General features: G+C 63.1%; 22 protein-coding genes. 12 read left to right on the top strand and 10 right to left on the bottom strand.

Features of this window, described 5'->3' with window-relative positions; genetic code table 11:
* The first annotated feature begins 8 nt into the window (after nucleotides 1-8).
* Entirely contained in the window at nucleotides 9-1,043 is a 1,035-nt protein-coding gene (tdh, locus tag NKH60_RS21325; protein WP_352836563.1) for an L-threonine 3-dehydrogenase, read from the top strand.
* Nucleotides 1,044-1,061: 18 nt separating this feature from the next.
* Nucleotides 1,062-1,685, top strand: coding sequence for a DUF4304 domain-containing protein (locus NKH60_RS21320; protein WP_352873219.1), 624 nt, complete (start codon nucleotides 1,062-1,064; stop codon nucleotides 1,683-1,685).
* Nucleotides 1,686-1,715: 30 nt separating this feature from the next.
* Here the strand turns inward: NKH60_RS21320 and NKH60_RS21315 are convergent, their stop codons facing one another.
* A complete protein-coding gene (locus NKH60_RS21315) occupies nucleotides 1,716-2,153 on the bottom strand; it encodes a MarR family winged helix-turn-helix transcriptional regulator (RefSeq protein WP_352873217.1) in 438 nt (145 codons plus the stop codon).
* A 153-nt stretch (nucleotides 2,154-2,306) separates the two neighbouring features.
* Here NKH60_RS21315 and hmgA point away from each other — a divergent pair, with 153 nt between their 5' ends.
* Genes hmgA through NKH60_RS21290 form a run of 5 tightly spaced genes read left to right on the top strand, consistent with a single transcriptional unit; the run spans nucleotide 2,307 to nucleotide 6,386 of the window.
* Nucleotides 2,307-3,620 (top strand): homogentisate 1,2-dioxygenase, encoded by a 1,314-nt coding sequence (hmgA, locus tag NKH60_RS21310; protein WP_352873215.1) that lies wholly within the window; start codon nucleotides 2,307-2,309, stop codon nucleotides 3,618-3,620.
* A gap of 10 nt (nucleotides 3,621-3,630) precedes the next feature.
* Nucleotides 3,631-4,518 (top strand): MBL fold metallo-hydrolase, encoded by an 888-nt coding sequence (locus NKH60_RS21305; protein ID WP_352873214.1) that lies wholly within the window; start codon nucleotides 3,631-3,633, stop codon nucleotides 4,516-4,518.
* Nucleotides 4,515-5,537: a fumarylacetoacetate hydrolase family protein gene (locus tag NKH60_RS21300; RefSeq protein WP_352682140.1), complete on the top strand. Its 1,023-nt coding sequence runs from the start codon at nucleotides 4,515-4,517 to the stop codon at nucleotides 5,535-5,537. Before NKH60_RS21305 ends, NKH60_RS21300 begins: the two co-directional genes overlap by 4 nt.
* Nucleotides 5,534-5,827, top strand: a complete 294-nt coding sequence (locus NKH60_RS21295) for a hypothetical protein (RefSeq protein ID WP_352873213.1) — start codon at nucleotides 5,534-5,536, stop codon at nucleotides 5,825-5,827. The genes NKH60_RS21300 and NKH60_RS21295 overlap by 4 nt, the downstream gene beginning before the upstream one ends.
* A 4-nt stretch (nucleotides 5,828-5,831) precedes the next feature.
* Nucleotides 5,832-6,386, top strand: a complete 555-nt coding sequence (locus NKH60_RS21290) for a DinB family protein (RefSeq protein WP_352873211.1) — start codon at nucleotides 5,832-5,834, stop codon at nucleotides 6,384-6,386.
* On the opposite strand, the gene NKH60_RS21285 is transcribed toward NKH60_RS21290, so the two are convergent.
* The 3 genes from NKH60_RS21285 to hppD form a co-directional block, all read right to left on the bottom strand.
* Complete coding sequence (locus NKH60_RS21285) at nucleotides 6,387-6,764, bottom strand: type II toxin-antitoxin system VapC family toxin (protein WP_352542356.1); 378 nt, start codon at nucleotides 6,762-6,764, stop codon at nucleotides 6,387-6,389.
* Nucleotides 6,761-6,985 carry a type II toxin-antitoxin system Phd/YefM family antitoxin gene (locus NKH60_RS21280; protein ID WP_352473643.1) on the bottom strand — a complete coding sequence of 75 codons (225 nt, stop codon included), beginning with the start codon at nucleotides 6,983-6,985 and terminating at the stop codon, nucleotides 6,761-6,763. The genes NKH60_RS21285 and NKH60_RS21280 overlap by 4 nt, the downstream gene beginning before the upstream one ends.
* A gap of 69 nt (nucleotides 6,986-7,054) precedes the next feature.
* The gene (gene hppD / locus NKH60_RS21275) at nucleotides 7,055-8,170 is read right to left on the bottom strand and encodes a 4-hydroxyphenylpyruvate dioxygenase (RefSeq protein WP_352873208.1); all 1,116 of its coding nucleotides are present in this window, start codon (nucleotides 8,168-8,170) and stop codon (nucleotides 7,055-7,057) included.
* 139 nt (nucleotides 8,171-8,309) lie between these two features.
* On the opposite strand from hppD, the gene NKH60_RS21270 reads away from it, so the two are divergent.
* Nucleotides 8,310-8,777, top strand: a complete 468-nt coding sequence (locus tag NKH60_RS21270; protein ID WP_023674409.1) for an Lrp/AsnC family transcriptional regulator — start codon at nucleotides 8,310-8,312, stop codon at nucleotides 8,775-8,777.
* A 253-nt stretch (nucleotides 8,778-9,030) separates the two neighbouring features.
* Here NKH60_RS21270 and NKH60_RS21265 read toward each other — a convergent pair whose 3' ends face one another.
* The 4 genes from NKH60_RS21265 to aztA all read right to left on the bottom strand — a co-directional run bounded on the left by NKH60_RS21265 (nucleotide 9,031) and on the right by aztA (nucleotide 12,143).
* Nucleotides 9,031-9,369 (bottom strand): protein tyrosine phosphatase family protein, encoded by a 339-nt coding sequence (locus tag NKH60_RS21265; protein WP_352771525.1) that lies wholly within the window; start codon nucleotides 9,367-9,369, stop codon nucleotides 9,031-9,033.
* A gap of 122 nt (nucleotides 9,370-9,491) precedes the next feature.
* Nucleotides 9,492-10,433, bottom strand: coding sequence for a zinc ABC transporter substrate-binding protein AztC (gene aztC / locus NKH60_RS21260; protein ID WP_352747067.1), 942 nt, complete (start codon nucleotides 10,431-10,433; stop codon nucleotides 9,492-9,494).
* 22 nt (nucleotides 10,434-10,455) lie between these two features.
* Nucleotides 10,456-11,331 (bottom strand): zinc ABC transporter permease AztB, encoded by an 876-nt coding sequence (gene aztB / locus NKH60_RS21255; RefSeq protein WP_352457155.1) that lies wholly within the window; start codon nucleotides 11,329-11,331, stop codon nucleotides 10,456-10,458.
* Nucleotides 11,331-12,143, bottom strand: coding sequence for a zinc ABC transporter ATP-binding protein AztA (aztA, locus tag NKH60_RS21250; RefSeq protein ID WP_352873205.1), 813 nt, complete (start codon nucleotides 12,141-12,143; stop codon nucleotides 11,331-11,333). Before aztA ends, aztB begins: the two co-directional genes overlap by 1 nt.
* Before the next feature lie 211 nt (nucleotides 12,144-12,354).
* Here aztA and NKH60_RS21245 point away from each other — a divergent pair, with 211 nt between their 5' ends.
* A complete protein-coding gene (locus NKH60_RS21245) occupies nucleotides 12,355-12,699 on the top strand; it encodes a RidA family protein (RefSeq protein WP_352873203.1) in 345 nt (114 codons plus the stop codon).
* A gap of 154 nt (nucleotides 12,700-12,853) precedes the next feature.
* On the opposite strand, the gene hutC is transcribed toward NKH60_RS21245, so the two are convergent.
* Complete coding sequence (gene hutC / locus NKH60_RS21240; protein WP_352873201.1) at nucleotides 12,854-13,615, bottom strand: histidine utilization transcriptional repressor HutC; 762 nt, start codon at nucleotides 13,613-13,615, stop codon at nucleotides 12,854-12,856.
* Nucleotides 13,612-14,964: a formimidoylglutamate deiminase gene (locus NKH60_RS21235; RefSeq protein ID WP_352873199.1), complete on the bottom strand. Its 1,353-nt coding sequence runs from the start codon at nucleotides 14,962-14,964 to the stop codon at nucleotides 13,612-13,614. The genes hutC and NKH60_RS21235 overlap by 4 nt, the downstream gene beginning before the upstream one ends.
* A 98-nt stretch (nucleotides 14,965-15,062) precedes the next feature.
* On the opposite strand from NKH60_RS21235, the gene hutI reads away from it, so the two are divergent.
* The 3 genes from hutI to hutG all read left to right on the top strand — a co-directional run bounded on the left by hutI (nucleotide 15,063) and on the right by hutG (nucleotide 19,073).
* Nucleotides 15,063-16,313: an imidazolonepropionase gene (hutI, locus tag NKH60_RS21230; RefSeq protein WP_352682120.1), complete on the top strand. Its 1,251-nt coding sequence runs from the start codon at nucleotides 15,063-15,065 to the stop codon at nucleotides 16,311-16,313.
* A complete protein-coding gene (gene hutH / locus NKH60_RS21225; protein WP_352873197.1) occupies nucleotides 16,310-17,845 on the top strand; it encodes a histidine ammonia-lyase in 1,536 nt (511 codons plus the stop codon). Before hutI ends, hutH begins: the two co-directional genes overlap by 4 nt.
* Before the next feature lie 409 nt (nucleotides 17,846-18,254).
* Entirely contained in the window at nucleotides 18,255-19,073 is an 819-nt protein-coding gene (gene hutG / locus NKH60_RS21220; protein ID WP_352873195.1) for an N-formylglutamate deformylase, read from the top strand.
* The last annotated feature ends 10 nt before the right edge of the window (nucleotides 19,074-19,083 follow it).

Genomic DNA, 19,083 nt, shown 5'->3' with positions numbered 1-19,083 from the left:
ACAAAAGAATGTCGAACATGATGAAGGCGCTGGTCAAGGCCAAGGCCGAGCCGGGCATCTGGATGGAAGAAGTGCCGGTGCCGGAAATCGGCCCGAACGATGTTCTGATCAAGATCAGGAAGACCGCGATCTGCGGCACCGACGTCCACATTTATAATTGGGACCAGTGGGCGCAGAAGACCGTGCCGGTGCCGATGGTGACCGGTCACGAGTTTGTCGGCACCGTCGCCGATTTCGGCGCGGCGGTGACCGAGTACAAGATCGGTCAGCGTGTTTCGGGCGAGGGCCATATCGTCTGCGGCCATTGCCGCAACTGCCGGGCGGGCAGGGGGCATCTGTGCCGCAACACGCTCGGCGTCGGCGTCAACCGGCCGGGCGCCTTTGGCGAATACCTTGCGATCCCGCAGCACAATGTCGTGCCCATCCCCGACGATGTGCCGGACGAGATCGCGGCAATTTTCGATCCTTTGGGCAATGCGGTTCACACCGCATTGTCCTTTGATCTCGTCGGCGAGGACGTGCTGGTCACCGGCGCCGGGCCGATCGGCATCATGGGTGCACTGGTGGCGCAGTGCGTTGGCGCGCGAAAAGTGGTCATCACCGACATCAACCCGGTGCGCCTGGCACTGGCGAAAAAGCTCGGCGTCCAGCATGTCGTCGATGCGTCGAAGGAAAAGCTGCGCGACGTGATGCCGGCGCTCGGCATGACCGAGGGTTTTGACGTCGGCCTTGAAATGTCGGGCGCCGCACCTGCCTTCCGCGACATGATCGACACCATGAACAATGGCGGCAAGATCGCCATTCTCGGCATCGCGCCGACCGGCTTCGAGATCGACTGGAACAAGGTCATCTTCAAGATGCTGCATCTGAAAGGCATCTACGGCCGCGAGATGTTCGAGACCTGGTACAAGATGATCGCGCTGGTGCAGGGTCCTCTCGACGTCAGCGGCCTGATCACCCACCGCATCGGCATCGACGACTATATTTCCGGCTTCGAAGCGATGAAGAGCGGCAATTCCGGCAAGGTGGTGATGGATTGGTGAGGCATATAGCGGTGCAAGATGGCGGATAGTGAGCACGGTCGCATCATTGCCTCGCAGGCAAAGATCGGACTGAAGCCCGCCGGATTTCAACGCAAAGGGAAGTCTCGAATCTGGATCGCCGATCGCGGCTTCTGGCTAAGTGTAGTCGAGTTCCAGCCCAGCTCTTGGTCCAAAGGCACTTACCTTAACGTAGCAGTCCACTGGCTCTGGGGTTCGCTCCCTGAAACAGTTACCTTCGATCGTCCTCAGCGCATTGGACAGTTCGTTCCGTTCGAGAGCCCGGCACAGTTTCTGCTCGCGGTTGATCAAATGGCCAAGAAGGCCGTCGAAATCGATCGGGTTCACCGATCAATGTTCCCTTCCGTGCAGGCGACAGCGACAATCCTCGTGAATGAATTGCAGCCGGGCGCCTACGGCGAGTGGGCGGCCTTCCACGCCGGGGTGGCGGCCGGTTTGGCTGGTGATTTTGAAACGGCAAGGCGGCTGTTTGAAAGCGCTCAGAGACATGCGGCTTCGCAGGCGCAGCTTCTCTTGGGCTACATCGATGATCCGATAGCATTTCGAAGCCGTGTCAGAGGCTTCATTGTAGCCGAACGCGCCTACTACGGTCTAGGAGCGTTACCTGCCGCAACAGCGATCTGATTTCTACGACGGTCAAACCTATGGAGGATTTCAACCCACTGTGAGTTTTGCCTCCAGCGCCGCTACCCCACTGACAATCGCCGCCCGCTCTTCCGCACCAAGCCTCTCCAGCAGCTCCCGCTCGAACGCCTTCGCCAGCGGCACCATTTCGCGATAGGCGGCAAGCCCCGCTTTGGTCAGCGTCAGATGCTCGACGCGACGGTCTTTCTCGTCTGGCGTGCGGGTCAGCCAGCGGCGCCGCTCGAGTTCGGCGACCGCGCGCGAAACCTTGGTCTTGTGCATGGCCGATTGCTCGCCGAGCGCCGTCGCCGTCATCGTGCCGTGCTGTCCAAGTCCCGCAAGCGTGCGCCATTCGGGCCGGGTCAGGCCGTGGCGGTCCTTGTATATCCTTGAGAATTCGCGGCTGACGGCATCGGCAAGCCGATAGAGCCGGTAAGGCAGGAAGGATTCCAGCTCGAGGATTTCCATGGTTGGCCCTGACTGGCATGCTGGCGGCTCATGCCGAAATCACCGTTGATGGTTACATTTTCAATGGTTACAGATGAAACCGGTATGGTCAACTCGGAGCATCCTTGCGGATGCGCAAACGATGCTCCGAGACCATGAATTCGGGAGGATTCCATGGCCTATTCCTACATGCCGGGTTTCGGCAACGACTTCGAGACCGAGACTCTGCCGGGCTCGCTGCCGCAAGGGCGAAACTCGCCGCAGCGGCCGGCCTACGGCCTCTATGCCGAGCAGCTTTCGGGCTCTCCTTTCACCGCGCCGCGCGGCACCAATGAGCGCTCCTGGCTTTATCGGATAAGGCCGAGCGTCAGGCACACCGGTCGCTTCAAAGCGGCGAATTATCCGCTTTGGAAAAGCGCGCCGAACGTCGGCGACCATCAGCTCGCACTCGGCCAGTATCGCTGGAGCCCCGTGCCGATGCCGAAGGAACCGACCGATTTCATCGCCGGCATGCGCTCGATCACCACCGCCGGCGACGTGCTCGGCCAGGCCGGCATGGCGGCACACGTCTATGTCGCCAATCGCTCGATGGTCGACGATCATTTCTTCAACGCCGACGGCGAGTTGCTGGTCGTGCCCCAGGTTGGAGCCTTGCGCTTCGTCACCGAGATGGGTGTTATCGAACTCAGGCCGGGCGAGATTGCCGTGCTGCCGCGCGGCCTGGTGTTCAAGGTCGAACTGGTCGATCCGCAAGTGCGCGGCTATGTCTGCGAAAATTACGGCGCCAAGCTGACGCTGCCGGATCGCGGCCCGATCGGCGCCAATTGCCTGGCCAATCCGCGCGATTTCAAGACGCCCTGCGCCTGGTTCGAGGACAAGGACACGCCCTGTCGGCTGATCGCGAAATGGTGTGGCCAGTTCCATGTCACCGAAATCGACCATTCGCCGCTGGATGTGGTGGCGTGGCACGGCAATTATTCGCCCTACAAATATGATCTTGCGACCTTTTCGCCGGTCGGTGCGATCCTGTTCGACCACCCCGATCCGTCGATCTTCACCGTGCTGACCGCGCCGAGCGGCGAGGAAGGCACCGCCAATATCGATTTCGTCATCTTCCCGCCGCGCTGGCTTGTGGCGGAAAACACTTTCCGCCCGCCCTGGTATCACCGCAACATCATGAGCGAGTTCATGGGCCTGATTCATGGTCAGTACGATGCCAAGGAAGAGGGCTTCGTGCCGGGCGGCATCAGCCTGCACAACATGATGCTGGCTCACGGACCCGATGCCTCTGGTTTCGAAAAAGCCTCGCGCGCGGAGCTGAAACCGGTCAAGCTCGACAACACCATGGCCTTCATGTTCGAGACGCGCTTTCCGCAAATGGTGACCCGCTATGGCGCCGAGCTCGAAACCCGGCAGGACAATTACATCGACTGCTGGGCCGGCCTGAAGAAGCGCTTCAACGGCACGCCAGAGGGCGACTGGTCTTGAGCGCCGTCGCGTGACGGATCGTCTGGTGCTTCTGGGTTCGAAGGGTGGCCCGGCGCTGCGGCCGGGCGGCCCGTGGCCGAGTTCGTCGCTGCTGGAGATTGGCGGCCGCACCATCGTCGTCGATTGCGGGCTGGGCGTAACGCGCGGGCTGACTGATGCCGGCATCAGCCTGAAGGCGCTCGACCTGATCTTCATCACGCATTTGCACTCCGACCATGTTCTGGAACTCGGACCTCTCATCCACACCGCCTGGACCGCCGGCCTGGCGGCGCCCGTCACTTTGTTCGGCCCGCCCGGCATCGGCCATTATTGGCAGCGCTTTTGCCAGGCGATGGAGTTCGACATCGAGATCCGCATCGCCGATGAAGGCAGGCCGGATCTCCGCGACCTGGTCTCGATCGTCGAATTTGGTGAAGGCCAGGTGGCCGAAGAGCGCGGTCTCAAAATATCGGCGCTGCGTGTCGACCACCCGCCGGTGACGGATTGCTTTGCGCTGCGCTTCGATCATGCGGGGCAAGGCATCGTCTTTTCGTCGGATACGGCGTTCTTTCCGCCATTGGCGGATTTCGCCGAGGGCGCCGACGTCCTGGTCCACGAGGCCATGCTGGAAAAGGGTATCGAGCGGCTGGTCGCGAAGACCGGCAACGGCGCAAGGCTGAGGGAACACCTGCTTGCCAGCCACAGCTTTGCCGAGGAAGCGGGCCGCATCGCCAGCGAGGCAGGCGTCAAAAGACTGGTCCTCAACCACCTCATTCCCGCCGACGATCCCGAGATCGGCGAGGCCGACTGGATTGCCGCCGTCAGGAAAACATGGGCCGGCGACTTGACGATCGCCCGCGACGGCCTTGTTGTGGAATTAAGCAGCGCCAAAGCTGCGCCAGGAGAGGAAACCGCATGAAGCTTGCCACATTGAAGGACGGGACGCGCGATGGAAAGCTCGTCGTCGTCTCGCGCGACCTGACGCGGTTTACCGATGCTTCGTTCCTGGTGCGCACGCTGCAGGCCGCGCTCGACGACTGGCATCGCATCGCCCCGCATCTCGCTGCCATGGCGGAATCGTTGGAAAACAATGCAGTACCGTCCGCGCGCTTTCACGAGCACGACGCCCATTCGCCGCTGCCGCGCGCCTACCAATGGGCCGACGGCTCGGCCTATGTGAACCATGTCGAGCTGGTGCGAAAGGCGCGCGGTGCCGAGATGCCGGCAAGCTTCTGGACCGATCCGCTGATCTACCAGGGCGGCTCGGACGCTTTCCTCGCACCGCGCGACCCGATCCGCATGGTCGACGACACCCTTGGCATCGACATGGAAGGAGAGGTCGCCGTCATCGTCGACGATGTGCCGATGGGCGCAAGCCTCGATGAGGCGCGGGCGGCGATCCGGCTGGTCATGCTGGTCAACGATGTAACGCTGCGCGGCCTGACCGGACCCGAGCTCGCCAAGGGGTTCGGCTTCTACCAGTCGAAACCGTCATCTGCCTTTTCGCCGGTTGCGGTGACGCCGGACGAGCTGGGCGATGCCTGGGACGGCGGCAAGGTCAGCCTGCCGCTGCTGGTCGATCTCAACGGCAAGCCGTTCGGCCGGGCGAACGCCGGCATCGACATGACCTTCGACTTTCCGGCGCTGATTGTTCACGCCGCAAAAACGCGGCCGCTGGCCACCGGCACCATCGTCGGTTCGGGCACCGTCTCCAACAAGCTCGACGGCGGGCCGGGCAAGCCTGTCTCGGCGGGCGGCGCCGGCTATTCCTGCGTCGCCGAGCTGCGTATGATCGAGACCATCGAAACCGGCGAACCGAAAACGCCGTTCCTGCGCTTTGGCGATAGCGTGCGCATCGAGATGAAGGACAGGGGTGGGCATTCGATCTTCGGCGCCATCGAGCAGAGGGTCGAGAAGTACGAGGGGGCAAGAGAATGACGGGCGAGACATTCTATCTGCTGTGCGGTGTCTGGGCCCTTGTCATGCTGGCGATCTTCATCCTGGCGATCCGCCTGAGCTATCGCATCGAGGCGCGCTCGCCAGGCCTGACCAACCGCAGCGGCTTTCCGCGCAAGGCGATGATGTTTCACACCGTCACCAACACGAATGTCGCGCCGGACCAGGAAACGCAAGCCATGCGGCGGCACATGATCGGGCTGCTGCTGATTGTTTTGGCTGGGTTTGCGCTTCTATGGGCGGGTGTGTCGCTATTCCGGGTCGCGCCGTGAAGTCATGGACCTGCTGAACCATTTTCGGCGCATGGCAGCCAACAATCTCTGGTCGAACGACCGGCTCTATCGTGCCGTGCTGCAGCTTGAGCCCGACGAATTCGAGGCTGAAAGGATAAGCTTCTTCCCCTCGATCAAGGCAACGCTCAATCACATCCTGGCGGTCGATCACCTCTATCTCGATTTTCTCGAAGAGGGCGGCGTCGGCGCCGCCGCCCATGACGATTTTGTGCCGTTCAATGATGCCAAGGCGCTTTTTGTTGCACAGGCGGAGGCCGATCGGCGGCTGATCGCCTTTTGCGGCCGCCTGTCGGCGGACGATCTCGAGCGCCGCGTTCTCACCGACCGGCGCGAGGACGGCATGATACCGGAACGGATCGGCGATCTGCTCGCCCATCTCTTCATCCACGACATCCATCATCGCGGCCAGGTGCACGCGATGCAGTCCGGCACCTCGGTGAAACCGCCGCAACTCGACGAGTTTTTCCTCGATTATGATCTGACACTCAGGAAAGCCGAGGTCGAGAGGTTGGGCTTGCGAGACCAACTGCTTGGATAATCATGCCAAAGCCACATCGTAACGGGCGAAATGCGGGTCGGATGTCAGGATGGTGAGGTTCTCCACTTGCGCCTGCGCAATCAGAAGTCTGTCGAACGGATCACCATGGTGGTGGGGTAGGCCGCCGACGGCGTTCGCGTGCTGGAAGGTTACGGCGAGCGGCTGAAATTGCATCCTTGGAAGCAGCGCTGGCAGATCGTCCGGCGCATTAAGTTTTCTGATCGAACGTTTGATGGCAATTTCCCAGACGCTTGCCGCGCTCGCGAACACCACCGCTTCCGAAGCCAGAATGACGCGGTGGTGCTCGCTAAGACGTCGATCGTCCGAAATCGACCAGAGGATGATGTGTGTGTCGGCGAGAAACGGGCCGACCGTCATTTCACGTACTCATCCCACTCGGGACCGAGTTCATCAAAATCGTCCGCAATCCAGATCTTGCCCTTCAACGCGCCTATACGCGGCAGGGGTTCGGCCACTGCCGGAGGTACGATACGCGCCGCCGCCTTGCCGTGGCGTGTGAGCACGATCTCCTCGCCGGCTTCCGCGCGGCTGACGAGTTCCGACAATTTGGCCTTGGCTTCGGCAATTGAAACATTCATGGTCAGACCTCTTATGACCAGAATTTAGGTCATAATTGATCAAACCACAAGGCACCTCGGCCGAGTTGGCTACGCTGCCTTGCCGTCCACCTTCAGCACGCCGCGCTTGATCTGGTCCTGCTCGATCGATTCGAACAAGGCGCGGAAATTACCCTCGCCAAAGCCTTCGTCGCCCTTCCTCTGGATGAACTCGAAGAAGATCGGGCCGATCACTGTCCTGGAAAAGATCTGCAGCAGGATCTTGGTCGTGCCGCCGTCGACGACGCCTTCGCCGTCGATCAGGATACCGTGCTTCTTCATGCGCTCGATCGGCTCTTCATGGCCGTTCACGCGGGCATAAGACATGTCGTAATAGGTCTCCGGCGGGCCCGGCATGAACTTCAGGCCGTTGGCGGCCAGCCTGTCGGTGGCACCGTAGATGTCGTCGGTGCCGACGGCGATGTGCTGGATGCCCTCGCCATTATACTTCTTCAGATATTCGGCGATCTGGCTGGTCTCGTCCTTGGACTCGTTCAGCGGAATGCGGATCTTGCCGCAGGGCGAGGTGATGGCGCGGCTGACCAGGCCGGTGATCTTGCCGTCGATGTCGAAGAAATGGATCTGCTTGAAGCCGAACAGGTCGCGATAGAAATCCCACCATTTGTCCATCTGGCCGCGATAGACATTGTGGGTGAGGTGGTCGAGGTAATAGAAGCCGACGCCTTCCGGCCTGGGGTCACGCTCGCCCAGCCAGTCGAACTCGGCATCATAGGCCGAGCCCTTCTCGCCGTAGGTTTCGATGAAATAGAGCAGCGATCCGCCGATACCGACGATCGCCGGCACATCGAGCGTCTTGTCGGTGCCTTCATAGGGCGTCGCGCCCTTGGCCACCGCGTGGTCGAAGGCATGCCTTGCATCGACCACCCGCCACGCCATCGAGGCGGCGCAAGGGCCGTGCTTGTCGACGAATTTCATGGCATGCGAGCCGGGTTCGGCATTGACGACATAGTTGATGTCGCCCTGCCGCCAGACGGTGATGTCCTTGCTGCGGTGCTTGGCCACCGGCACATAGCCCATGCGGGTGAACAGTTCGGCGAGCTTTTCCGGCTCGGCATGCGCGAATTCGACGAACTCGAAGCCGTCGGTGCCGGCGGGATTGGTTTTGCTGATCTTGGCGGGCGGTGCGTCGTGCGGGAAGGGACCCATGGCATTGCTCCGAAATCTGGAACTGGCCGCGTCGGCCATCTAAACCCAATTATAGCGCGGAGCGAGTGCAAATTGCTTGCATTCAAACGCTTGAAATGGTCTGATCATGCGCGAGTTGTGCACTGCGGACCCGAAATACATGGATGAGGCGCGCATCGACCAGTTTGACCGCAAGATAATGGCTCTGTTGCAGGGCGATGCACGGCTGACCAACAACGATCTGTCGGAACGGGTGAACCTGTCCGCGTCGCAGTGCTCGCGTCGTCGCCAGCGGCTGGAGGAGGACGGCTATATCAAGGGTTACCGGGCGGTGCTCGACCGCGACAAGCTCGGCTTTTCCCTGGTCAACGTCATCTCGGTTACGCTCGCCACCCACAACCGCGACAATGCGCGGCGCTTCGGCGAATTGGTGGCGCGGCTGCCGCAAGTGCAGGAAGCGCACGCGCTGACCGGCGAGATGGATTATATATTGAAGGTCGTGACGCCCGATCTCAAATCATTGTCGGAGTTCGTCAACGGCGTGCTGCTGCCGCACGAATCGGTGCAGCATGTGAAGACGGCGATCGTGCTTGAGACATTGAAGGAAACCGGCGCGCTGCCGATTTAGCCCGGGCTTTTCGTTAGATTAGATATGGCGGAGGGACAGCGCCCCCCCTCTGGCCTGCCGGCCATCTCCCCCTCAAGTGGGGAGATTGGCAGGCCTGACCTCGCTGCCCACTCCGCAACGCTGAAAATTGGCGAAAGCCAACGCGACATCCAATCTCCCCACTTGAGGGGGAGATGTCCGGCAGGACAGAGGGGAGTGTGAAGGATCGCCACAGTGCGGAACTTGACTTCCTCCGCTCGGAACGTGAGGCCTCTCACCCCTTCGACTGCTTGATCAGCCCATAGAGATTGGTGCAGCGGGCGCCGGAGCGGCAATAGGCGAAGACCGGGCCTTCGAGTTCGTCAAGCGCCTCGGCCTGGTCCTCGACATTTTCGGCCGTGATCTGGCCGCTGACGACAGGGATGTAGCGGAAGGCGAGCCCGGCGCCCTCGACCGCCGCCTTGACGGTGTCGGCCGATGGCTGGCCGGGCTGCTCATCGTCCGGCCGGTTGCAGATCACGCTTTTGAAGCCGGCGGCCTTGATGGTGGCGACATCCTCGGGCTGGATCTGGCCCGAGACCGAATAGTCCTCGCTGATCTGACGGTATTCCATGGCGGTGTCCTCACAATCTGGCTAGCGGCAGTCTTGCCACTCCCGGACCCGGTCGGCAACCGCCATTAGATAGAAATCCGGCCGGGCAATTTCAGCCCGACCGGATGGAGTGACTAGACAGCTCAGCTTCCTAGGATCGCGCCTTTGATCTGGGCGATGTTGTTGTGCATCAGATCGATATAGGTCGCGGCCGGGCCGTCGGGCTGCGACAACGCATCGGAATAGAGCGTGCCGCCCACCTTGATGCCGGTCTCGCTGGCGATCTGCTCGATCAGCCGCGGGTTGGTGATGTTCTCGACGAAGATCGCCGCCGCCTTGTCCTGTTTCACCTGGCTGACCAGCTTGGCGACGTCGGCAGCGGAGGGCTCCGACTCGGTCGACACGCCTTCCGGGGCCAGGAACGTCAAGCCGTAGGCCTGCTCGAAATAGCCGAAGGCGTCATGCGAGGTGATGACGACGCGCTTCTCCTGCGGGATCGACTGGATCGCCGCCTGCACTTCGCCCTCGAGCGCCTCGAGCTTTTGCGTATAGGCGGCTGCATTGGCCTTGTAGCTGTCGCAACCCGCAGCGTCGGCCGTGCAAAAGGCGTCGGCGATGTTCTTCACATAGATCTCGGCATTGGTGATCGACTGGAAGGCATGCGGATCGGTGACCGTCTTGCCGCCGTCGGTTTCCGCGCCTTCGGCGACATCGGCCTCGGCGAATTCGGGTTTGAAATTGATCGGCGTGACCCCCTTGGTCAGCACGGCAATCGAAGCCTTGGTGGCGCTGGCGTCGACCAGGCGCTGCAGAAAACCTTCGAAATGCAGGCCGTTGACCAGCACGATGTCGGCCTTGGCCATCGCCACCGCATCGGCGGGGCTCGGCTCGTAGACGTGGGCGTCGCCGTCCGGCCCGACGATGGTGGTCAGATCGATGCGGTCGCCGCCGACATTTTTGGCGAAATCGGCGATTATCGTGAAGCTGGCGACCACCTTCAAAGGCTCAGCAAAGGCCGAAGATGCGCCAAAGGCGGTTAATGTTATAACGCTCACGGCCAAAGCGGCGCGGATCGATTTCAGCATGGACAGTTTCTCCTTGTTGGTTTCAGGCAGTTCTGTGGCGGTGATGGACGATGCGGGCGCGCAGGATGCCGCGCGTGCCGAACAGGATCGAGGCGAAATAGACGACGCCGGCGGACAGGATGATGGCCGGGCCGGACGGCAATGACGCATGGTAGGACAACAGCAGCCCGGCAATACAGGAGGCAAAGCCGATTACTGTGGCCAGCACGCACATCGGCTCGACGCGCGAGGTCCAGAAGCGGGCCGCCGCTGCCGGCAGCATCATCAGCCCGACCGACAGCAAGGTGCCGAGCGCCTGGAAGCCGCCGACGAGGTTGAGCACGACGAGGCCGAGAAAGATGAAATGCACCGGGCTGCCCATCCGGCTGACCGAGCGCAGGAACAAAGGGTCGAGGCATTCGGCGACCAGCGCCCGCCAGAAGATGGCGAGGCTGACCAGCGTCACCACAACGATGCCGCCGATCAGCGTCAGCGCCTCGTTGTTGAGCGCCAGCACGGTGCCGAACAGCACATGCATGAGATCGACGCTGGAGCCGCGGATCGACACCATGAGCACGCCGATGGCCAGCGAAATCAGATAGAAGGCCGCCATGGAGGCGTCTTCGCGCTGGATGGTGAAGCGCGAGACGGCGCCGGCGCCGAGCGCCACGATGATGCCGGCGATCAGTCCGCCGATGGTCATCGGCAGGATCTCCAGGCCATAGAACAGGAAGCCGGCGGCAGCACCCGGCAGGATGGCATGCGCCATGGCATCGCCGGACAGGCTCATGCGCCGCAGCATCAGGAACACGCCGACCGGGCAGGCGCCGAGCGACAGCATCATCGAACCGGCGAGCGCCCGCTGCATGAAGGCGTAGTCGGCGAAAGGAGCGACGAACAGACCGTAAAGCACCTCCATCATGCCGCCCTCGGCCCGGAGCCGTGATAATGGTCGTGGTCATGGCCGTGCTCGTGGCCACCGTGCTCGTGATCATGCTCGCCGGGCTCACACCATGGCGCGTTCTCCTCCCAGGCTTCGTGGAAGCGGCGCGCGCGCAACAGATTCTCCGGCTGCAGCGTCTCCTTGGTCTCGCCCCAGGCGATCGGCTGGCGCGCCAGGAGCAGTGTTTCGGGGAAATTCTGCCGCACCAGATCGAGATCGTGGACCACAACCATGATCGTGCGTTCCTCGCCGTGCCAGCGCTTGATCAGCGCGATCAGGTCACCGACCGTCTTGGCATCGACGGCGTTGAACGGCTCGTCGAGCAGGATGAGCTCGGCATCCTGCAACAGCACGCGGGCAAACAGCGTGCGCTGCAGCTGGCCGCCCGACAGTGTGTCGATCGGGCGCTTTTCGAAGCCGCCGAGGCCGACGGCCATCAGCGCCTCGCTGACAGAGTCGCGATCTTCCCTCGTATAACGGCCGAGCATGCCGCGCCGCGGCCACAGACCAAGTGAAACCAGGTCGACGACACGGGCCGGAAAGGAGCGGTCGAGCTCCGATTGCTGCGGCAGATAGGCGGCGCGCACGCCGGGCGCCCGGATCACCGTGCCGGCCATCGGCTTCAGGACGCCGACGATGCCCTTCATCAGCGTTGATTTGCCGGAGCCGTTGGCGCCGACGACCGCCGTCAACGACCCCTTGCGGATCGTACCATCGAGGTGGTGGACCGCAGGATGGCTGTTGTAGCCCAGCGTCAGGTCGCGGAAGGTCAGGCAGGTTTGGCTCATGTGACGATCCATGGGGCGATGATCGGTGCTGCAGGGGCGGATTCGATATGTGATGTTATTACATTAGTCAACAAGCCAATCGGGCGGAATTGCGGCCGGGCCGTCTTGTTGTGTGCTTTGGCTTGGCTCAAGAAGTTCCGCTCGAGCGGCCTTGCTCCCGGCGAACCCGGCCCCTAAACAGGCGCAGCGACAAGAGGAGAAGGAATATCCAATGAGCATTCGTCGTATCGATGTAGGCCCGCGCATGAGCCAGATCGTCATCCACTGCAACACCGTCTATCTGGCCGGTCAGGTCGGCAAGCCGGGCGGAAACGTCGGTGCCCAGACCAGGGACATTCTGGCGGCGATCGACGAATTGCTGGCCAAGGCCGGCACCGACAAGACCAAGATCCTGCAGGCGATCATCTGGCTGGCCGACATGAGCACCTTTGCCGAGATGAACGCGGAGTGGGACAGATGGGTACCGCAGGGCAACACGCCGGCCCGCGCCACCGGCGAAGCCAAGCTTGCCGGACCGGAATATCTGGTCGAGATTATTGTTACCGCGGCGATTTGAGGCGCGGCTCCTAACCCTCCCCCTCGAGGGGAGGTCGGCGAGTAGTCGACTGCGAGACTGGGTGGGGTCGGCGAGGTTGCACCGACCCCAACCCGCGTCACAAATGCCGCCATGCGGCAATTTGCTCCGCGACCCTCCCCTCAAGGGGGAGGGTTTACCCCTGCGACGGCGTGAACCGCGCCACCAGCGTGTGGTTTTCTGCCGCATAGGTGAAGCGGACATGGGTGACGGGGTGCTCGGCGCTCCATGTCCGCCGCTCGATCACCAGGCACGGCGCGCCGGTCTCGATGTCGAGCGCCGCCGCGATGTGCTTTTCGGCGGCAACCGCGCGAATGCGATGCTCGGCGGCACTCCACGGCACGCGCCCGATCAGCCACGGACCGGGCGCCGTGTCGAAAAACGCCTCTTCGGCAGCCTCCGGCACGGCGGCCAGGTTGATCAGCCGCTGCTCGTGGGCGAACGGCCGCTTGCCGGCGAAATGCCGGCATTCCAGCACCAGCACCGGCCCGGCGACGTCGAGTTCCAGCAGGGCGCGGTCGTCGGCGCTGCTGCGCCTTCTGTTTCGCGCCATGCGCTCATAACGGTAGGGCAGGCCAAGTGCCTCGACCTCGATCCGGATGTCGTGGATTTCGAGAACGGCTGCCTGCGACTGCGGCCGGCGGACAAAACTGCCCGAGCGACGCCGGCGCTCGATCAGCCCGGCCTTGGCCAGTTGCGACAGCGCCTTGTTCACTGTCATGCGCGAACATCTGTATTCGGCCGTCAGTTCATGCTCGAACGGGATGCGGTGGCCGGGCGCCCAGGCACCCGACAGGATCCGTTCGCTGATGTCCGACAGGATGCGCTGGTGCAGCGAAAGAACCTCGCCGCCGTCCGCGCTTCCGGAATCCGCGCTTATTGCCTCGATCATGCTCATGCCGAAAGCGCCGTCATCACCTTGCGGAAGCGCTCGGCGATGGCATCGCGCCTGGCATGGATGCCGCCGCTGACCAGTTTCTTGCCATGCACCCAGACGCAATCGACCTTGGTGCCGTTGGCAAAAATCCAGGCATCAAGGATTGCATCGCCCGTCTTGCCGGCCAGCGATGGATGCTTGCCGTCGAGCGAGACGAAATCGGCCGAGGCACCTGCTGCGATCTGCGAGAGGCCGGCGCCCAACGCGGCACTGCCACCATCGAGCGCTGCATCGAACAAGGCACGGCCGGTCGAGCCACCGGCCACCGCCAGCACGTTGCGGGCGCGGTGGGCGAGGCGCTGCGAATATTCGAGCTGCCGCAACTCGTCCGGCAGGCCGATCAGTACGTTTGAATCCGAGCCGATGCCGAAGCGGCCGCCATGCTGCATGAACAAGGACGCGGCAAAGGTGCCGTCGCCGAGATTGGCCTCGGTGATCGGGCAGAGGCCGGCAACGGCGCCGCTTTTCGTCATTTGCACCGTCTCGGTCTCGGTCATGTGCGTAGCGTGGATGAGACACCAGCGCCGGTCGACCTTGGCGTTGGCAAGCAGCCATTCGACCGGCCGCGCCCCGGACCAGGCAAGGCAGTCCTCGACCTCCTTCATCTGCTCGGCGATGTGGATGTGGATCGGCCCCTCCGGCGCCATCACCGTGATGTCTTCCAGTTCCTCCGGTGTCACGGCACGCAGGCTGTGCGGGGCGACGCCGACGACGCCTTGATTCAGCGCGCGAATGGAGTCTCGGCATTTGTCAACAAGCCGCGAGAACTGGTTCACATCGTTGATGAACCGGCGCTGGCCTTCATTTGGCGCAGCGCCGCCGAAAGAGGAATGCGCGTAGGACACGGGCAGCAAAGTCAGCCCGATGCCTGTCTCGGACGCTGCGGCAACAATGCGCTGCGCCATCTCGGCGATGTCAGCATAGGGCCGGCCATCACGGTCGTGGTGGAGATAGTGAAACTCGCCGACGCGCGAGAACCCGGCCTCCAGCAACTCGACATAAAGCTGGGCCGCGACCGCCTCGACCTGGTCCGGCGTCATCGACAGCGCGAAACGGTACATCACCTCGCGCCAGCTCCAGAAACTGTCGGCGGAAGGGCCGCGCAATTCAGCAAGGCCGGCCATGCCGCGCTGGAAGGCATGGCTGTGCAGGTTCGGCATGCCGGACAAAAGGATGGCACGGCGCTCGTCGCCGGGCAGGAGCGAGGTATTCGCCTCGACCGTGGCGATCCTGCCGTCGGAGATGACGATCCGCACATTGCTGTGCCAGCCGTCGGGCAGAAGCGCCTGTTCTGCAAAGATTGCTGTCACGTTTTTCTCCAAATCCCGGTCTGCCGTGCGATGATAGCGCTTGCAGTGCCTTTTCATATGTATATACATAATCGTCACCTATTGAAACGGAAAAGATGATGGCTGCAGAGAGCAAAAGCCGGGCAGGGGAGGTTCGCCTCTGGCGCAATGCGCGCCTCGCGACCATGGCCGAAAGCAGCCCCGGGTCAGGCGTTGTCGAGCACGGTGCAATCGCCGTGCGCAATGGCCGGATCGTCTATGCCGGGCCGGAAGCCGACATGCCGGCAGCGCTCCGCCCCAGAGCACTTGGCAAAGACGCCGAGGCGACCGACTGCGAAGGCCGCTGGATTACGCCCGGCCTGATCGACTGCCACACCCATCTGGTTCACGCCGACAACCGTGCCAATGAATTCGAGATGCGGCTGGCCGGCGCTACCTATGAAGAGGTTGCCAAGGCCGGCGGCGGCATCGTTTCCTCGGTCAAGGCACTGCGCGCCGCCGGCGAGGACGAGCTGGTCGCCCAGTCGCTGCCGCGCCTCGATGCGCTGATCGCCGAAGGCGTCACCACCGTCGAGATCAAATCCGGCTACGGTCTCGACCTCGAAAACGAGAAGAAGTCGCTGCGCGCCGCACGACGGCTCGGCGGTGAGCGGCCGGTGACGGTCAGGACCACTTTCCTCGGTGCTCATGCACTGCCGCCCGAAGCAAAAGGCGACAAGGACGCTTTTATCGATCTTGTCGCCAACGAGATTTTGCCGGCCGTCGCTGCCGAGGGCCTGGCCGATGCCGTCGACGGCTTTTGCGAAGGCATTGCCTTTTGGCCGGAGCAGATCGCCCGCGTGTTCGATGCCGCAAAGGCTGCGGGCCTGCCGGTCAAGCTCCATGCGGACCAGCTGTCCAATCTGCACGGCGCCGAACTTGCGGCGCGCTATGGTGCGCTATCGGCCGACCACCTCGAATACACCGACGAGGCCGGTGCGGCGGCGATGGCGAAGGCCGGAACCGTGGCGACCATCCTGCCCGGCGCCTACTACTTCATCCGCGAGACCAAGAAGCCGCCGATCGCCTTGTTTCGCCAGCATGGCGTCAGGATGGCCGTTGCCACCGACAACAATCCCGGCACGTCGCCGCTGACCTCGCTGCTGCTGACCATGAACATGGCCGCGACGTTGTTCGGCCTGACCGTCGATGAATGCCTTGCCGGCGTTACCCGCGAGGCTGCCCGCGCGCTCGGGCTGCTTGGACAGACCGGCACGCTGGAGGCCGGAAAATCCGCCGATCTGGCGATCTGGAACGTCGAGCGCCCGGCCGAACTCGTCTACCGCATGGGCTTCAACCCGCTGCATGCCCGCATCTGGAGGGGACAATGACCGAACTCAAGCTAAGGCCGGGCAATGCCACGCTGGCCGATTGGCGCGCCATCTATCGCGGCGCCGCACTGAGGCTCGACGATGCCTGCCGGCCGAAGATCAAGGCCAGCGCCGAGGCCGTCGCCAGGATCGTTGCCAAGGGCGAGCCGGTCTATGGCATCAATACCGGCTTCGGCAAGCTGGCCAGCGTCCGCATCCCCGCCGCCGATCTGGAAACGTTGCAGCGAAACATCGTGCTGTCTCATGCCGCCGGCGTCGGCGAGCCGATGTCCGTCGCAATCTGCCGGCTGATGATGGCGCTGAAGCTGGCCAGCCTGGCACAGGGCGCCTCCGGCGTGCGGCCGCGGACGATCGAACTGCTCGAGGCGATGCTGGCCAACGACGTTATCCCCGTGGTGCCGGCGCAAGGCTCGGTCGGCGCTTCCGGCGACCTTGCGCCGCTGTCGCACATGACCGCCGTGATGATCGGCGTCGGCGAGTGCTTTACCCCGCACGGCCGCTTTCCCGCCAAGGTCGCCTTCGTTTCGCACGGCCTGGAGCCGGTGACACTGGGCGCCAAGGAAGGCCTGGCGCTGCTCAACGGCACCCAGTTTTCGACCGCCTATGCGCTTGCCGCTTTGTTCGAGGCGGAAGTGCTCTACCAGTCGGCACTGGTCGCCGGCGCGCTGTCGACCGATGCCGCCAAGGGCTCCGACGCTCCGTTCGATCCACGCATCCATCTGCTCAGGAAACATCGCGGCCAGATCGAGACGGCCGAGGCGTTGCGCAATTTGATGGCCGGCAGCGCCATCCGTGAATCGCACCGCGTCGGCGACGAGCGTGTGCAGGATCCGTATTGCCTGCGCTGCCAGCCGCAGGTGATGGGCGCAGCACTCGACGTGCTCCGCAAGGCCGCCGAGATGCTCGGTACCGAGGCCAACGGCGTCACCGACAATCCGCTGATCTTTGCCGAGGACGACTCCGCACTTTCGGGCGGCAATTTCCATGCCGAGCCGGTCGCCTTCGCCGCGGACATGATCGCACTCGCCGTCTGCGAGATCGGCTCGCTGTCGGAGCGGCGCATCGCCATGCTGGTCGATCCGGCGCTGTCGGGCATGCCGGCCTTTCTCACGCCCAAGCCGGGTCTGAATTCCGGTTTCATGATCCCTCAGGTCACGGCGGCAGCACTGGTTTCTGAAAACAAGCAAAAGGCCTATCCGGCCAGCGTCGATTCGATCCCGACCTCGGCCAACCAGGAAGACCATGTCTCGATGGCGGCGCATGGCGCGCGCCGCCTCATCGGCATGGTCGAGAATGCGACGGCCGTCATCGGCATCGAATTGCTGGCCGCCGCGCAAGGCTGCGATTTTCACGCACCGCTGGCCTCGAGCGCGGCACTGGAGGCGGTGCGCCGGCTGGTCAGGGCAGAGGTGCCGCATCTCGACAACGACCGGCACTTCCACCCCGACATGGAGAAGGCCATCGCCATGATACGCAGCGGCGCGGCGGTCGAAGCGGCAAGCGCGGTAAAGCTGCCGGGGGTGACGTCGTGAGACGGTTCACCGTCACAGGCCGCGTTCTGTCGCGCCCCCCTCTGTCCTGCCGGACATCTCCCCCACGAGGGGGGAGATTGGCTGTCGTCTCGGCTTTCGCCAATCTCCAGCGTTGCAGGACTGAGCGAGGCGCCGAAGCTGCCAATCTCCCCACTAGAGGGGGAGATGTCCGGCAGGACAGAGGGGGGCGCTGTCCCGCCAACCTCAGCCCGGCAACACCGAAACTTTCAAATCCAGAAACAAAAAACCCGCCTCAAAGGCGGGTCGTCGGGCCGAATCAGCACCATACCGAATTTAGTAGCATAGCTGCCGGCACAAAGCAAGAACAAAATGCGTTGCGAGCGATAAAAACCGAAGTCGGTGTTCAAGGACGATTGCAAAGTCGCGTTCCTTCGCGCGGAGACTTCCGATGACCTCACCCTCCTGGCTCACCGTCACCCAAGGCACAGCACCCCTGCTGGTTTCGATCCCGCATACCGGCATCGATCTCGCCGGCCTCGACAGCCGGCTGGTCTCGCCCTGGCTCGGCCGCCGTGACGCCGACTGGTGGATCGACAAGCTTTATGACTTCGCCGAGAGCCTCGGCGCGACGGTCGTGCATACGGCGATTTCGCGCACCGTTATCGACGTCAACCGCGATCCGTCCGGCGTTTCGCTCTACCCCGGCCAGACGACGACCGGGCTCTGTCCGACAGAGACCTTTGACGGCGATCAGCTCTACCGCAAGGGTGAAGAGCCGGGGCCGTCTGAGATCGACGAGCGCCGCGAGAAGTTCTTCGTACCCTATCATGCCGCCCTGCAGGCTGAGATCGACAGGCTGCACGCTTTGCATGGGAAGGTCGTCGTCTATGACTGCCATTCGATCCGCTCGGTGCTGCCGCGCCTTTTCGAAGGCAAATTGCCGGTCTTCAATCTCGGCACCAATGACGGCAAGAGCGCCGATCCGACGCTGCAGGCGACGGTTGGCCAGATCCTCGCCGAAACCGGCGAGAGCTACGTCGTCAACGGCCGCTTCAAGGGCGGCTGGATCACGCGCCATTTCGGCCAGCCGCAAGCCGGCGTCCACGCGCTGCAGATGGAACTCTCCAACCGCGGCTATATGCGCGAGCCCGAAGGCAAGGGCGAACCGGCTAACTGGCCGGTGCCTTACGAGGCCGAATTCGCGGCGCCGATCCGCGTCACGCTGAAGAATATCCTGGAAACCGCGATCGCCTGGGCCGAACGCTGACGCGCGGTGG

The sequence above is a fragment of the Mesorhizobium sp. M1006 genome, assembly GCF_040318825.1.
Classification (GTDB): Bacteria; Pseudomonadota; Alphaproteobacteria; order Rhizobiales; family Rhizobiaceae; genus Mesorhizobium.
This window is presented reverse-complemented; position numbering and strand designations above follow the sequence as displayed.